Origin of the sequence: Sporosarcina ureae (assembly GCF_029267015.1) — a bacterium.
Taxonomy (GTDB): domain Bacteria; phylum Bacillota; class Bacilli; order Bacillales_A; family Planococcaceae; genus Sporosarcina; species Sporosarcina ureae_D.
On sequence record NZ_JARIEA010000060.1, the window covers coordinates 95,642 to 111,133 of the forward strand.

Genomic DNA, 15,492 nt, shown 5'->3' on the forward strand with positions numbered 1-15,492 from the left:
GTTAGATACGATCCAATTATATAGGAGGTAACACTATGCAACTAGAACAACAGATCATTAGCTGGAGAAGAGATTTTCATCGCTTTCCTGAACAAGGTTTTCTAGAAATGCGCACAGCTTCCATCGTAGCAAACATATTAGAAAGCTTAGGCTACGACTTAAAATTAGGAAAAGAAGTCATGAAAGAAGACGAATGTATGGGGAAACCTACTGCAGAAAAGACCCGTCAACATGTAGAGTGGGCGAGAGAAAATGGAGCCGTGGAACGTTTCCTTCCCCATTTTGAGGAAGGCTTCACGGGAATCGTTGCCACAATGGATACGAAGCGTCCTGGACCTACCGTCGCTTTTCGTGTTGACATGGACGCTCTACCTATTCTTGAATCTGATACTGAACAGCATGTACCTATGAGTTTGGATTTCCGCTCTACTGCTGAAGGTTCCATGCATGCATGCGGACACGATGCGCATACTTCTATCGGTCTTGGACTGGCTACTATGTTAGCCGGAAATCAGGACAAGTTAAATGGTGTCATCAAGTTGATTTTCCAACCAGCTGAAGAAGGTACACGTGGAGCAAAGGCAATGGCTCGTGCTGGAGTAGTAGACGACGTAGATTACTTCGTTGCTTCTCATATTGGAACAGGCGTGCCACAGCACCACTTTGTCGCAGCAAATAATGGTTTTCTGGCTACGACAAAGCTTAATATTACGTTTACAGGTAAAGCTGCACACGCTGGTAGTGAACCTGAAGTAGGTAAAAATGCGTTACTAGCTGCGGCAAGCGCAACATTGAATATGCACGCTATTTGTCGCCACTCTGGCGGAGATTCACGTATAAACGTCGGTGAACTTCATGCTGGATCAGGAAGAAATGTCATAGCAAACCATGCAACTATGATTGCCGAGACGCGCGGAGAGACTAGTGAAGTAAATGACTATATGAAGGAACAAGTAAAGAATATTGTTGCAGGTGCTGCACAGATGTATGGAACCGACTATACAATCGAGACTGCTGGAGAAGCCGTCAGTGCTAAATGTTCTGATGACTTGGCTAAAAGATTGGGTAAAATTGCTGAGCAACATTCCTTTATCGAAAAAGTCATGATCACTAGTGAAGATAGTGCCGGTTCAGAGGATGCAACTTACTTCCTGGAATCTGTTCAACAGCATGGCGGCCAAGCAACTTACTGTATTTTCGGTACAGATTTGGCTGCAGGACATCATCATGAATGTTTCGATATCAATGAAGATACCCTTCTTCCAGCGGTGGAAATTTTATTCGAAACTGCAATAGAATTAAGTCATTCAAATCGCAACGAAGTAAAATAACATTTCATTGTTCGACTTATGACTAGACGATAATTAAAATCCCCTTACCATTTTGAGATCAAAACTGGTAAGGGGATTTTTTTCCTTCTATTATATAACCTTTATAATGTCTTGTTGAAAAACTCTACAATTAATGTATTCATCGTAATATGATTGGAAAGCTTATCTGTTTGATGTCCTTCATCTTCAAACACGACTAGTTCTACATCCTTCTTCAGTTCACGCATAATAGCCGTTAACTGCTCTGCCTCACTGACCGGTACCCTAGTATCATTTTTGCCGTGGAACACTAGCAATGGAGCTTCGATACGTTCTAAGTGATTCAAAGGTGCGATTTCTTCAAAGAAGTCATCATCTGTACCAAGCGTTCCATATTCGTACTCCCGTAGTTTCCTTCTCCAAGGTCCTGTATTTTCTAAGAAGGTTTTGAAGTGTGAAATACCAACGATGTCAACGCCCGCTGCCCATAATTCGGGATAATGTGTTAATGCGGCGAGTACCATGAAGCCTCCATAGCTTCGTCCCATAATCCCAATCTTGTCTGGATCAATCGATTTAGTTTTTACTAAATCATCTACTAGACTGGCAAGATCCGCTACAGCATCCATGCGTTTTCTGCCGTCATCTAACTGGATATACTTTCTGCCATAACCTAGACTACCTCGTACATTAGGTGCCACTACCGCAAAGCCTTTGGATACCAAGTACTGAATCACTGGATTGAATTCTGCTTTTATTTGGCTTTCAGGTCCACCATGAACATAAATTACTGTAGCCTTTGGTCGCTGTTCGTTTGAATAATAAAAGTAAGGAACTTGTAGTCCATCAAATGAGCTGAACTGACATACTTCAGGCTCTACGAGAAGCTGTTCGATTTCTTCACAAACACCGAAGTGAGTCAAACGTGTAGAGGTTTTATCGTCCAAATTGTATTTCCAAATATCACCTGGCATCAAAGGAGTCTTAAGAGCGAAGAGTAGTTCCTGATCTTCAGTCCACGAAAGCGAGTCAATTACGCCACTAGGAATACCAGGTAAAGTTTTAACTTCTTGTGTTTGAATATCATAACGCTTAAGAATAGATGTGCCGCCTGCATTTATATTAAGTACGATGAATTTTTGGCATGGAGATAATGAAATCTCTGCAATATCCCATTCGAGTTCACTAGCTAGTAACTCTAGCTCCCCTGCAGATTCGGTATCAAAACGATAAATGGCTAATTTGTCTTTTTCGAAGTCAGACAATACATAGCCCGTCTTTTGATCTTTTGAAAAGACCAATGATTGGTACCGAGCCTTATTTTGACTAGGTCCGACGTTTAGTAGTTCCTGTGTTTTCAGGTTAAGTATCTTGTACGTACTAAAGATATTAGTCTCTTGTATTGAAACTACAATACGCGGATATTCTTTGTCTAGCCAGCGTACAGGCGTACAATTTCCATCGAATTCGTAAACTAGTTCTTCTTTTCGTGTGGATAAATCTAGAACGAATACATCGAAAAAACCACTACTTCTTCGATTGCTGGAATAAGCTATGCTTTTCTCATCATCAGACCAACCACCAAAGTTATTAAAATGCTTTGGCGATAACACAATGGCTTCAGCATTGCCTTCCGTGTCGATCTTATAAAATTGTTGCTTTTCATTTCCCTCGTAATCCATTCCGACAATTGTCTGCTTGGCACTTGGTGAATGATAAACAGACATAATGCGGTCTTCAAAGTCTCCCAATAATTCTACTTCACTGTTATTTTCATCCCAAATATAAGCTTGCGGAATTCCAGATTTTTTACTTATAAACGTAAATTTATTTTTTCCTGGATAGACAACTGGATTATACGCATTGATAACATTTAGATAAAGCGAAAGATGATCTTCCATATTTGCACCTCTTCTGTAATTTTTACACTCAATAATACAAAGCTAAACAAACTAATGAAATAGCCAGAGTCGGAAATGCGATAGTGGCAGCAGTTTTTTTGAATCGTTGCTGAATAGAGGTTTTCCATTCAGCCAATTCATGATCTTCATTCAATAAGTCGTCCGTCCTTTTAGATGAGCGTGATTGCGGAAATGCTATATACTTAATTTTCTTGAATCCACTCATAAATATTGTTAAGAAGTTAGATTCAATGATCATGACGATTGCATATACAATCAGACCGACTAACCCTACAAGAAAAGTCATATTAGCCATCTCTACTAGTGAGAAAGATCCCAGTATACCGATTAATATCCACGTAATGATTGTTATTCCTGCTATGAGTAAAGTTAGCATTCCACATTTCTCCCTATACGCATTTTCATTGAAAACAACCCTCTATCAAATATGATAAAGGGTTGTTTACTGATTACTTAGCTTCTACTTCTGCCCACTTCATGAACGGATAACGGTTTACATAGTTAGCAGAACCTTTAATATTTGTCTTCATTAAATATGTGTTTGTGTAGAAGTGAATTGGCATCATCGGGAAGTCTTCCATTAAGATTTCTTCTGCCTGATGTAACATTTCATAACGTTTTTCTTGATCTTGTTCTACTTTCGATTCCGCCATAATGCGGTCAAACTCTTCATTGACCCATCCTGTACGGTTGTTCGGGCTATCACCTAAGAAATAGTCAAGGTTTACTACAGGATCAACGAATACACCGATCCAGCCCATACGAGCCATCTGGAAGTTATGAGTTTTCGTAGTTTCAAGATATGTTTTCCACTCTTGGTTCGCAAGTTTAATATCTACGCCGAGGTTTTGTTTGAACATTTCTTGAGCTGCTTCCGCAATTTTCTTGTGGTTTTCATCCGTGTTATAAAGAAGTGTTACTGCAGGAAGTGTAGACCAACCTTCTTCTTCCATACCTTCTTTAAGTAGTTTCTTTGCTTCATCAACATCTTCTTTGAAGTAGTCTCCACCTTCTTCGCGGAAATCACCTTTTGGTGTATCTGCACCTTCAGGAACCATTGCATATGCAGGAATTTCACCAGCTAACGTGACATTTTCAGATAACACTTTACGATCCACTGCCATACCAAATGCTTTTCTGATTTTTTTATTTGTAAACGGCTCTTTTTCTACATTAAACATATACATATATGTTCCGTAGTAAGGTACGATTTCAAAGTCTTCATTACCTTTTTCTGACTCAATCGCATCTGTCGGTAACGTCATCATAAAGTCTAACTCATCTGTTTTGTACATTTGATAAGCTGTTGTCGCTTCTCCAACCATTTTAAATGTAATTTTATCTAATTTCACTTCATCTTCTTTGTAGTATTCATCATTCTTTTCAATAACAAGTTCGCTATCATGACTCCAACCTGTCATTTTGAATGGACCATTACTGACATACGTATCGGCTTCTGCAGCCCAATTTGCATCGCTAGATACTAACTCTTCTTTAACCGGATAGAATGTCCACATAGTTAATAGTGTATCAAAGTATCCTAGTGGTGCATTTAATGTAACTTCGAGTGTTCTTTCATCTAAAGCCTTTACAGCAACATCTTCTACAGTACCTTTTCCTTTGTTATACTCTTCTGCACCCTTAATATAATATAAATAGAAGGCAAATGAGCTCCCTGTGTCTGGATTTAGTACATGTTTCCACGCAAATTCAAAATCATTTGCTGTCAATGGACTACCATCAGACCATTTTGCATCTTCTCGGATTGTAAAAGTATGTGTTTTTCCATCTTCTGAAACTTCAGCTTCTTCAGCAAGACCAGGAACTGTTTTTCCGTCTTGATCTCGTGTATAAAGTCCTTCAAAAACGTGATCCATTACCCAACCAGATGTTGTATCCGTTGCTAACGCAGGATCCATGGAAGGTGGTTCACTCTTCGCGTTCATCGTAATTTCTTGTTTTACATCTTCTCCAGATGAAGATTCATCTCCATCACTTTTACCGCCACATGCACCTAGAATTGTTCCTAACGACAAGATCGCTATAAAAAGCCACAATATTCTCTTCAAAATTATCCCTCCAATATGTTTTTATATCTTTGAATCTGTAGTAACTATCGAACAACCAGTCAGGTATATAGATGGCAGGCCGTGAAATGATCTTTCTCTACTTCTTTCCATTCAGGCTCTACAGCAGCACATATATCCATAGCGTGTGCACAACGTGTTCTGAATCGACATCCACTAGGAGGATTCACTGGACTTGGCGGATCTCCTTTTAGCACAATACGATCTCTCTTGATCAAACTTGGATCGGCAACTGGAATAGCCGACATTAAAGCTTGTGTATAAGGATGTAATGGATTTTTAAACAAGTCATCACTACTTGCCAACTCCATCATTTTCCCCAAATACATCACTCCGATACGGTCACTAATATGCTTCACCATACCTAAGTCGTGGGCAATAAATAAATACGTAAGTTGTTCTTGTTCTTTTAAATCTTCCAGTAGATTAATTACTTGCGCTTGTATGGAAACATCCAAAGCGGAGATAGGTTCATCAGCTACGATGAATTTGGGTTGTACGGCTAAAGCGCGTGCAATACCTATACGCTGCCTTTGACCACCACTAAACTCATGGGGATATCGCTGAGCATGCTCTGGTCTAAGTCCAACCTTCTCTAATAAGTTGTACACTGTTTCCTTTCGTTCTTTACCTTTTGATAACTTATATCCGTCAATTCCCTCAGCAATTATTTCACCTATACGCATTCTTGGATTCAGCGACGCGTGCGGATCTTGGAAAATAATCTGTACTTCCCGATTGATGATCCGTTGTTCTTTTTTGGTCAAGTTAGCGTAGTTTTTATCTTCAAATGTAATAGAACCCGAAGTAGGTTTGTCCAAGCCTACTACTAATCTTCCTAGACTGGACTTCCCGCTACCACTCTCTCCTACCAAACCAAGCGTTTCACCTTTTCTGATAAAAAGTGATATGTCATCAACCGCCTTGACAGTTTTCTTTCCGGCTACAGGGAAATGTCTTTTTAAGTTATCGATTTTAACCAGCACTTCACTCATACATGGCTCCCCCTAACGCAATCACTTCTTCTGCACTTGGCGATTGTTCATCATTTAACCAACATTTAGCGGTATGATTCGGACTTATTTCATAATCACCCGGCATCTTACTTTCACAAATCTCCATTGCATATTTACATCGCATCACAAATGGACAACCTTTTGGAGGGGCAAACAAATCTGGTGGTGATCCTTCAATAGGAATAAGTCTTTCCTTTTGATCACTATACATATCTGGTATGGACTCCATTAACCCCCATGTATACGGATGTTTCGGTTCTTTAAAGATTTGATTTACGGTTCCTGTCTCTACTATTACGCCTGCATACATAACCGCTACTCGTTCAGCAGTTTCCGCCACTACGCCCAAATCATGCGTAATCAATATAATCGATGTATTCATTTTATCTTTCAAATCAATCATAAGATTTAGCACTTGTGCCTGAATAGTTACGTCGAGTGCTGTTGTAGGTTCATCCGCAATAAGCAACTCTGGCTTACACGCTAATGCGATCGCGATCATTACACGCTGCCGCATTCCCCCACTAAATTCATGTGGATATTGATTATATCGCTGTTCCGGATTAGGAATACCAACCAGTTTAATCATTTCTAACGCCTGTATCTTAGCTTCTCTTTTACTCAGGTTATGATGAATAATGAGTCCCTCTGCGATTTGTGTTCCTATTCTCATAGTAGGATTCAAGGATGTCATAGGATCCTGGAATACCATACTAATTTTAGAACCTTTCAACTTACGCAATTCACTTCTCTTTAGTTTCAGCAAGTCCTTTCCTTTATAATGAATAGTTCCACTTTTAATTTTGGAGACCTTTTTAGGAAGTAGACCCATGATTGTTTGAACCGTAACACTCTTTCCACTACCACTTTCGCCTACGATGGCCAAGATTTCACTTTCATTTATATGAAAGGAAACATCCCGTACCGCTTTTACTTCTCCCCCGTAGGTGCTGAAATTTACTTTCAAGTTTTTGACTTCTAGCAATTTACTCATGTTGTGCACCTCCAGTTTCCTTATTTCGGATCTAACGCATCTTGAATCCCATCTCCAAATACGTTAAATGCGAACATTGTTAGTGAAATTAGGAACCCAGGGAAGAAGAGTCTCCACCATTGACCGCTTAAGATTACACCCAGTGCATCATTGGCCATTGTTCCCCAACTAGCAAATGGTGCTTGAACGCCTAATCCTAAGAAACTTAGGAAAGATTCAGCGAAGATCGCTGTTGGAATCGTGAATGTTAGATTAACGATAATGATCCCCATTGTATTGGGAAGTAAATGTTTAGTAATGATCTTAGTATGAGATGTCCCCATCTTCTCAGCAGCTTGAACATATTCCTGTGATTTAAGCTGCAAAATTTGTCCTCGGATGATCCGTGCCATTCCTACCCAACCTGTAATCGAAAGCGCGATAATAATTGCCGTAATTCCCGGCTCCATGATTACCATCAACAAAATCACGATCAACAAGTAAGGAATTCCGTATAGCACTTCAACGATTCGCATTAATACGCTATCAATACGGTCGCCTTTCTTTCCGCGACCAGCCATATAACCAGATACTCCGCCTACAATCAACCCTAGTATCAAGTCGATGATTGCGGCCACAATACCGATGATTAATGAAACTCGCGCACCATACCAAGAACGTACCCACATATCTCTTCCTAAGTTATCTGTACCGAACCAATGAGCCGATGAAGGCGCTAAATTAGTTTTCGTCAAGTCTTGTCCAGAAGGAGAATATGGAACCATCGACGGACCGAAGATTGCTAGAAATACGATAGCTGCTAATAAAAAGAATCCAACTAAGGCAAGTTTGTTCTTTAAGACACTTAATAATGTATCTTTCCATACACTTAAACTAGGTCGCTGTATCTCATCCGCAATCTTTTTATCCGGATGCAACGGAGCAAATAGTGTATCGTTGTTTTGTTTTATAACCACATTACCCCTCCTTACTTGTAAGACTAATTCTTGGATCAATAAGTCTGTATGAAATATCTATCAAGAACAGTGTAAATACTAATATGACACTAAAGAATATGGTCGTACCCATAATTACGGGATAGTCTCGGTTGAATATACTATCTACAAAGTATCGACCAATACCCGGTATAGCGAATATCTTTTCTATTACGAATGTTCCCGTAATCAATGAAACAAACAAAGGGCCTATAAAGGAGACAACAGGAAGAATAGCATTTCGGATCCCGTGTTTGATGACAATTCCCGCTGTGCTCAATCCTTTTGCATCCGCAGTTCGAATATAATTTGCATTCATCACTTCAATCATGCTGGAGCGCATGAATCTGGCAACTACTGCTAGGGGCATGGAGGCTAGTGCGATAGAAGGTAGAACAGTATGCATCCATGTTCCCCAAGTGGCTACAGGGAATATCCTTAAGTCTACTGAAAACACTTTAATTAAAAGTGGTGCCAATATAAAGCTTGGTATCGAAATCCCTATAATAGCTATAATCATTGAAATATAATCTAGGAATCGATTGTGATAAAGTGCGGCAATAATTCCAAGTAGTAGTCCAAAGAAAAGTGCAATGACTAAGGACTGTAAGCCTAAGAAGGCTGACGGTGGAAAACCGGACTTTATAATATCGTTTACAGTTCTTGTACGCGACTCGATGGAAGGCCCTAAATCAAAACTAGCTAAACCTTTTAAGTACAGCGCATACTGAACCGCCACCGGCTTGTCCAGATTGTATTGGGCTCTCATGTTTTCTAATACTTCAGGCGGTAAGACGTCCGCGTCAGATGCAAAAGGATCACCTGGTATAAACTTCATCATCACAAATGTTAAGGTGACAATCACCCATATTGTTAAAATCATTGTTAAAATACGTTTTAATATGTACATTCGGACATTCCCCCTCCCTGCCATCCACTGAAATTTCAGTCTACTTGGTAAGAACTTTTGGATACTTCTAATTGAATCATCGAATTTACCTCTGTAATCTCTTCATGTTTATACAATCTAATTATGAGTTCTGCAATTTCTTCTTGATTTGCTGCTGCTACCTGAATCAATATTGGATAGTCTCCAGTAGTGGTAGTGATGTAGCGGATGCTCCGGATCTTGGATAAATACTCTATAACACTTTCCCAACATGCGGGCTTCACTTTCAACTGAATAATAGCACCTTCTTTTAATCCAATTGTAATAGGATTAATTCGTCCCACGATTTCCAGTATTCCACTGTCGATCAAGTGTGCATATCGCAACCTCACAGTTTTTTCAGTAACCTCTGTACTCTTAGCTAATTCCCTGAATGACATTCGCCCATCTTTTGACAACAGTTTAATAATATGTGTATCTAATTCATCTAGCTGCTTTATTTAAATCACCCACTTTCGGTAGTTATCAACTGAATAAGTACTTATATGCATACTACTTTTAAAATACTAAGGGAATAAACAGTACTTTTTTCTAAATATGTACTCTTTGTGACACCTTACACGTTATTATAATAACTATACTATTGGATTGCAACCAATTTTCCGAATCTTTTAAATAACTTTATTATTATCATTATATAATGTATTGTAAACTTCTATTTGACGGCGTTTTAAGGCTGAAATTAGTATATTCTCGTACCCCTTTTTTACTATTTCACAATAGAAAAACGCCTGACATTGACTAAATCCAATGTTCAAGGCGTTATGTTATTGCATTATCTAATTTTCTTTTCTACGAATTCTTTAACTGTTTGAATAAACTTTTCGTGTTCGTCTTTTACTACCGAGTGACTACTTTCTTCAAAGATCACTAATTCGCTGTTTGGAATTTTTTCACTCATAAGAATGGAACCCTCTACCGGTGTGATCCAGTCATGTCTACCTGTAATAATAAGTGTAGGAACATGAATGGATGGCAAAAACTCTTCTACATCATACTCTCGTAAAAATCCTCCAAATCCTTCGTTAAGTGCTTGATAAGAACGATTCGCACGCTGATCAGCATGATTTCTAGCTAATTCCGCTTCAAGTGTATCTGAATAGCTATAAGAATACATAGGCGCCATCACCTTAAAGTATTCACTTTGCTGTTCTGTCGATTCAAAAGCTCCGTCGAATAGAATTTGTGCCATTTCCTTTTGTTTAGGAGTTCCTTTTAGTTTGACAGTTTCCTTTGCTTTCTCTAGGAACTTTCCGCTTGGTGCAGTTACGACAAGGAGCAATGACTTGAGATTTTCCTGATACTTCCTTGCATACTCCAAGGCAACCATTCCACCATAAGATTGACCCATTAACACAATCTTATCTAATCCTAGATACTTTCTTAGTTCTTCTAGGTCTTCCACGTTATTTTCAAGTGTGTATGTCGATTGTGGTCCTTTTTCTGATCTTCCACTACCACGATAATCAACATAAACGAGCTGCATATCTTCCGCCAATGGACTTAAGGCTGGTTTAAAACCTGTGTGATCTCCTCCTGGTCCACCGTGAAGAATAAAGCAAACTGGTTTTTCCCGCATAATCGGTCCATCTGGAACAAAGCCCATTCCCTCTACATCAAAAAATAATTTTACTCCGTTCACATGAGCGTACATATAAAAACCTCCAATGATTTAGTTTTTGTCATTTACACTATTTCTCAAAAACTTAATCAAGTGTAGCATCACATTTTTATATTGACTAGGTTTGTAAAATCATTTTCTATAATTTTCTGTCTACTGGACTAGTTAAAAAATAAATATTTCACTTTAATTTGATCAATAAAAATCACGATCAAATGGCTGACCTATAGTATTTTAAAGACTACCTATTCAATTCTTGTATATCTTCAAATAGTATTTCAATTTATAACTAAAAATATTTTATCGACAGACCCTAGTTGCATTAATTTATTGCTCGATACTCTTATTTTGACTATTAATCATTTTAGGTATAACTTATTATTAAATTCCACTTATACGACATATAACCTGTCCTTTGACGTAGTTTGTAATGACTGTTTAGTAAGTAATTAACTAACAATTTATGTGAAAGTTATGCGTTTCACAAAATGAATTACTCTTAAGATTCAATCATGACCAGTGTATAAATATGGTATAATTAAGGTAGAATAACAAGTAGTTTTTACCATACTATCGTTGCTATATTACACTGTACGAATAATTATCTAGATTTTTCGGAAGGGGATTTTCCAGATGAATGAATATAAGAGTATTCTCGTCGCGGTAGATGGATCAAATGAGGCAAAATGGGCTTTGCATAAATCGATTGAGGTGGCAAAGCAAGAAGTTGATGCGAGGTTGCACATCGTTAATATCATTGATGTCTTTTCTATTGATGAAGAGGATGCTTCCTTTGTGAAACGTGAACAACGACATATAGAGGATTTGCTAAACAGCTATGAGCTTATTGCCAAAGAAGAGGGACTTGAACATGTAGAAACACATATCAAGCACGGTGATCCCAAAGTCAATATTTCCAAAGATTTGGCTCTTGTAGTAGAAGCGGATTTAATCGTCTGCGGCGCCCAAGGCTTAAAAAATGTCGAGCATTATTTCCTCGGCTCTGTATCAGAAGCCATCGTTTTAACTGCAAAGTGTGACGTGTTGGTCGTTCGACAAAGCGATATGTAATATAAAATGCCTGTATACCAGCGGAAGATACTATCCTCTGGTATACAGGCATTATTTTAATTTTTATTTACAATTTCTAATCCCTTTATTTCCAGCAAATACTGAAGGCTTTCACGGAAATTCGTAAATGCACGAATGCGATTAAAATTGGACACATTGGATAATATCAAGTTTTGTGCAAACTCAGGTGAAAATCCTACAAAAACGGTTTCTGTCCCCATTAATTGTAGCACGCTGACTAACTCATTGATCTTTTCACTCAACAACTCATATCCCATATTTTCTTCTACGGAAAAAGAACCAATATCAGTAAAATCAAATACTACTGTATGTATATTGTTAGATGATATTCTTTGTACAACTTTATCCTGAATATGTATAAAGCGTCCTACCGAAAGAGCACCCGTTAGAGGAACCAAAATTGTTTCGGGCACAATAGAAGGTATAATAGGAGCCGACAAGTCTTCTATTATTTTTTCATAAGCTTCGATCTTTTCTTTTAACTCTTTAATTTGTTGTGTGGAACTTGTTTCTTTATTCATAGAAGGATTTCCTCACCTTTCCAAGTAAAACTTTTAGTGTCTACAATGTATTTTTATTAAACAATTATACCATAGGTTAACCTAATTCGACTGAACCAAATCATTTCAAATCGTTGAAACTAAGTTTCCAACACGATAAACTAAGCTAAAACCATCCAATAAAAGGAGATTCATTACATGGCTTATCAACCAAACATAACTGAAACGAAGAAGCTTATTCAGCAACTTGTGTCCATTCCAAGTCCTTCTGGCTATACGAAACAAGTAATATCTTTTGTAGAGGACTTTTTACAGGCATATAATGTAGAAACTAAACGCAATCGTAAAGGTGGATTGATCGCCACTTTACCCGGTACAAATGATAAAGAACATCGTATGTTAACTGCTCACGTCGACACACTGGGTGCGATGGTCAAAGAAGTGAAATGTAATGGGCGTCTAAAACTAGATTTAATTGGCGGCTATCACTACAATTCAATTGAGGGTGAGTATTGTAAGATTCATACGGCATCCGGCAAGACGATTACAGGAACGATCTTACTCCATCAAACGTCTGTGCACGTGTATAAAAATGCTGGTACCGTAGATCGCAATCAAATGAACATGGAAGTACGCATCGATGCAAAAGTTCATACCGCAGAAGAAATTCGCCAGCTCGGTATTGAAGTAGGAGATTTCGTCTCACTTGAACCACGTGTAGAAATCACGGATAATGGCTTCATCAAATCTCGCCATCTAGATGATAAAGCGAGTGTGGCCATCTTGTTGCAACTCATCAAACATATCCAAACAGAAAACATCCTGTTACCGTACACTACCCACTTCCTTATTTCGAATAATGAAGAAATTGGATACGGTGGTAACTCCAACATTACTGAGGAAACAGTAGAGTACTTGGCTGTCGATATGGGGGCCATGGGGGACGGTCAGACAACAGATGAGTACACAGTGTCTATTTGCGCAAAAGACTCTAGCGGTCCGTACCACTATGGATTACGCAACCATCTAGTAGAGCTAGCCAATAAAAATGACATAGGATACCAAATCGATATGTATCCACACTATGGTTCTGATGCATCTGCGGCGATTAAAGCAGGACACGATATTATACACGGCTTGATTGGTCCAGGAATTGACTCTTCCCATGCGTTTGAACGTACACATGAGGATTCTTTGAAAAACACTTCACAATTGATCTATTATTATTTGCTATCCGATCTTCAAACCTATTAAACAAAAACAGGTACTGGGCATTTAATGCTCTAGTGCCTTTTCGATTCATTGACATTACGTGTGAAATAACAAATAATAAGAGGTAAGCGCTTTCAAATTGTCAGTCAGTTCTAACAAATACAGCGAGAGCGGTTCCTGTTTTTTCTATATGGAACAGTTCTCTATAGGGAGCAAATACACATGGCATTCACGAGTTTAAACCAACTGATCGAGCATGCGGAACAGGACAACACTCCGATATACGAGTTAATGATTCTGTCTGAAATTAAACAAAAAGGCATGCAGAGAGAAACTATCATCAAGAAAATGTCAGAGCAATTTACCGTTATGGAAGAAGCAGTTCGTAAAGGAACGACTACCTCCGTTATGTCACGGACGGGATTAACAGGCGGAGATGGACAACGTTTGTATGATTACGCGAAACAAGGCAATTCATTCGTTCATCCTTCTACACTAAATACTGCAGCAAACGCATTAGCTGTATCTGAAGTAAATGCGAATATGGGAAGAATCGTTGCCACTCCTACAGCCGGTTCGGCAGGAATCTTACCCGCTGTTCTCGTTCATGCTCTTGATACGGGCAAATACACACGCGAACAAATTGTCTTATCTATGTTCACGGCGTCTGCGCTAGGGTTGGTCATCGCAAACCGCGCTTCTATTTCAGGAGCCGCGGGAGGATGCCAAGCGGAAGTCGGTTCCGCTACAGCAATGGCGGCAGGTACATTAGTGGAACTTGCTGGCGGTACGCCTGATCAAGTCGGACACGCAATTGGTATTGCACTGAAAAATTCATTGGGACTTGTTTGTGATCCAGTAGCAGGCCTAGTAGAAATTCCTTGTATTATTCGAAACGGATTGCATGCTATTACAGCTGAAGCTGCAGCAGACATGGCGATGGCAGGTGTAGTAAGCATTATCCCCCCTGACGAAGTTATTCATGTAATGCACGAAGTGGGACAGCAAATGCCTGAATCATTACGTGAAACAGGTATTGGTGGATTGGCCGGCACTCCAACAGGTCAAAAATTAAAGAATCAAGTATTCAGTAATGACAAAGGCAATAAAGAAAAGAGTAAAGGGGCCCCAGCTAAATACCAGAGCGCCTACGAAATCATTGGACCTGTCATGATTGGTCCTTCTAGTTCGCATACTGCTGGTGCTGTACGAATAGGCAATGTTGCATATCAGTTATTGAATGAACAACCAACACACGCGAAGTTTTCATTAATGGGCTCTTTCGCTACTACTTATCAAGGTCACGGTACCGACTTGGCATTGCTCGCTGGCGTCATAGGTTTCAATACAACAGACGAAAGAATTCCAAATGCGAAAGAACTAGCTGAAAAAACAGGGTTACAATACGAATTCACGAAACGTGTGCTCGGCAGCTATCATCCGAATACCGTCCTTGTAGAATTGACTGGACCAACCAACTCCATAAAAGTTCTTGCCAGTTCACTTGGCGGCGGTAAAATTGAAGTACAAGAACTAGACGACTATCCTTTAAAATTTTCTGGCGAACGACCTGCACTCCTAATTCGTCATACGGATCAAAAAGGTGTCATCGCCGATCTTCTTGGAATTCTTTCAAGAAAAGGGATCAATATTGCACGTATGGCCAACGAACGTTTTGCGATCGATGGACCTGCCATCACGATTTGTGAAATCGATAGTCAAGTAGACGATGAAATGTTGGCGGTATTGAAACGCGATGTTCCGATTATCGATGATATTGTGCTAGTAGAAACAGAATAACTACAATCTATTTAC

General features: G+C 39.1%; 14 protein-coding genes. 4 read left to right on the top strand and 10 right to left on the bottom strand.

Going from position 1 to position 15,492, the window contains the following annotated elements; all coding sequences use genetic code 11:
* Positions 1-35: 35 nt before the first annotated feature.
* Positions 36-1,331, top strand: a complete 1,296-nt coding sequence (locus Q7P97_RS10180) for an amidohydrolase (RefSeq protein WP_303969082.1) — start codon at positions 36-38, stop codon at positions 1,329-1,331.
* Between the two features lie 101 nt (positions 1,332-1,432).
* Here the strand turns inward: Q7P97_RS10180 and Q7P97_RS10185 are convergent, their stop codons facing one another.
* The 9 genes from Q7P97_RS10185 to Q7P97_RS10225 form a co-directional block, all read right to left on the bottom strand.
* Positions 1,433-3,211, bottom strand: coding sequence for a S9 family peptidase (locus Q7P97_RS10185; protein WP_303969083.1), 1,779 nt, complete (start codon positions 3,209-3,211; stop codon positions 1,433-1,435).
* A gap of 28 nt (positions 3,212-3,239) precedes the next feature.
* Complete coding sequence (locus Q7P97_RS10190; protein ID WP_303969084.1) at positions 3,240-3,608, bottom strand: DUF3899 domain-containing protein; 369 nt, start codon at positions 3,606-3,608, stop codon at positions 3,240-3,242.
* A gap of 73 nt (positions 3,609-3,681) precedes the next feature.
* Complete coding sequence (locus Q7P97_RS10195) at positions 3,682-5,301, bottom strand: peptide ABC transporter substrate-binding protein (RefSeq protein ID WP_303969085.1); 1,620 nt, start codon at positions 5,299-5,301, stop codon at positions 3,682-3,684.
* A 59-nt stretch (positions 5,302-5,360) separates the two neighbouring features.
* Entirely contained in the window at positions 5,361-6,314 is a 954-nt protein-coding gene (locus tag Q7P97_RS10200) for an ABC transporter ATP-binding protein (protein WP_303969086.1), read from the bottom strand.
* Positions 6,307-7,329, bottom strand: coding sequence for an ABC transporter ATP-binding protein (locus tag Q7P97_RS10205; RefSeq protein WP_303969087.1), 1,023 nt, complete (start codon positions 7,327-7,329; stop codon positions 6,307-6,309). Before Q7P97_RS10205 ends, Q7P97_RS10200 begins: the two co-directional genes overlap by 8 nt.
* A gap of 20 nt (positions 7,330-7,349) precedes the next feature.
* Positions 7,350-8,285 carry an ABC transporter permease gene (locus Q7P97_RS10210; protein ID WP_483315752.1) on the bottom strand — a complete coding sequence of 312 codons (936 nt, stop codon included), beginning with the start codon at positions 8,283-8,285 and terminating at the stop codon, positions 7,350-7,352.
* Position 8,286: 1 nt separating this feature from the next.
* Positions 8,287-9,213 (bottom strand): ABC transporter permease, encoded by a 927-nt coding sequence (locus Q7P97_RS10215; protein WP_303969088.1) that lies wholly within the window; start codon positions 9,211-9,213, stop codon positions 8,287-8,289.
* Between the two features lie 35 nt (positions 9,214-9,248).
* Positions 9,249-9,692 (bottom strand): Lrp/AsnC family transcriptional regulator, encoded by a 444-nt coding sequence (locus tag Q7P97_RS10220; RefSeq protein ID WP_303969115.1) that lies wholly within the window; start codon positions 9,690-9,692, stop codon positions 9,249-9,251.
* A gap of 335 nt (positions 9,693-10,027) precedes the next feature.
* Positions 10,028-10,906: an alpha/beta fold hydrolase gene (locus tag Q7P97_RS10225; protein ID WP_303969089.1), complete on the bottom strand. Its 879-nt coding sequence runs from the start codon at positions 10,904-10,906 to the stop codon at positions 10,028-10,030.
* Between the two features lie 600 nt (positions 10,907-11,506).
* Here Q7P97_RS10225 and Q7P97_RS10230 point away from each other — a divergent pair.
* The gene (locus tag Q7P97_RS10230) at positions 11,507-11,944 is read left to right on the top strand and encodes a universal stress protein (protein WP_303969090.1); all 438 of its coding nucleotides are present in this window, start codon (positions 11,507-11,509) and stop codon (positions 11,942-11,944) included.
* A gap of 56 nt (positions 11,945-12,000) precedes the next feature.
* Here the strand turns inward: Q7P97_RS10230 and Q7P97_RS10235 are convergent, their stop codons facing one another.
* The gene (locus Q7P97_RS10235; protein WP_303969091.1) at positions 12,001-12,486 is read right to left on the bottom strand and encodes an STAS domain-containing protein; all 486 of its coding nucleotides are present in this window, start codon (positions 12,484-12,486) and stop codon (positions 12,001-12,003) included.
* A gap of 177 nt (positions 12,487-12,663) precedes the next feature.
* Between Q7P97_RS10235 and Q7P97_RS10240 the strand changes: the two genes are divergently transcribed.
* Together Q7P97_RS10240 and sdaAA are read left to right on the top strand one after the other, a co-directional pair.
* On the top strand, positions 12,664-13,719 hold the full coding sequence (locus Q7P97_RS10240; protein WP_303969092.1) for a M42 family metallopeptidase: 1,056 nt from the start codon (positions 12,664-12,666) through the stop codon (positions 13,717-13,719).
* Between the two features lie 180 nt (positions 13,720-13,899).
* Positions 13,900-15,477: an L-serine ammonia-lyase, iron-sulfur-dependent, subunit alpha gene (gene sdaAA, locus Q7P97_RS10245; protein ID WP_303969093.1), complete on the top strand. Its 1,578-nt coding sequence runs from the start codon at positions 13,900-13,902 to the stop codon at positions 15,475-15,477.
* Positions 15,478-15,492: the final 15 nt, after the last annotated feature.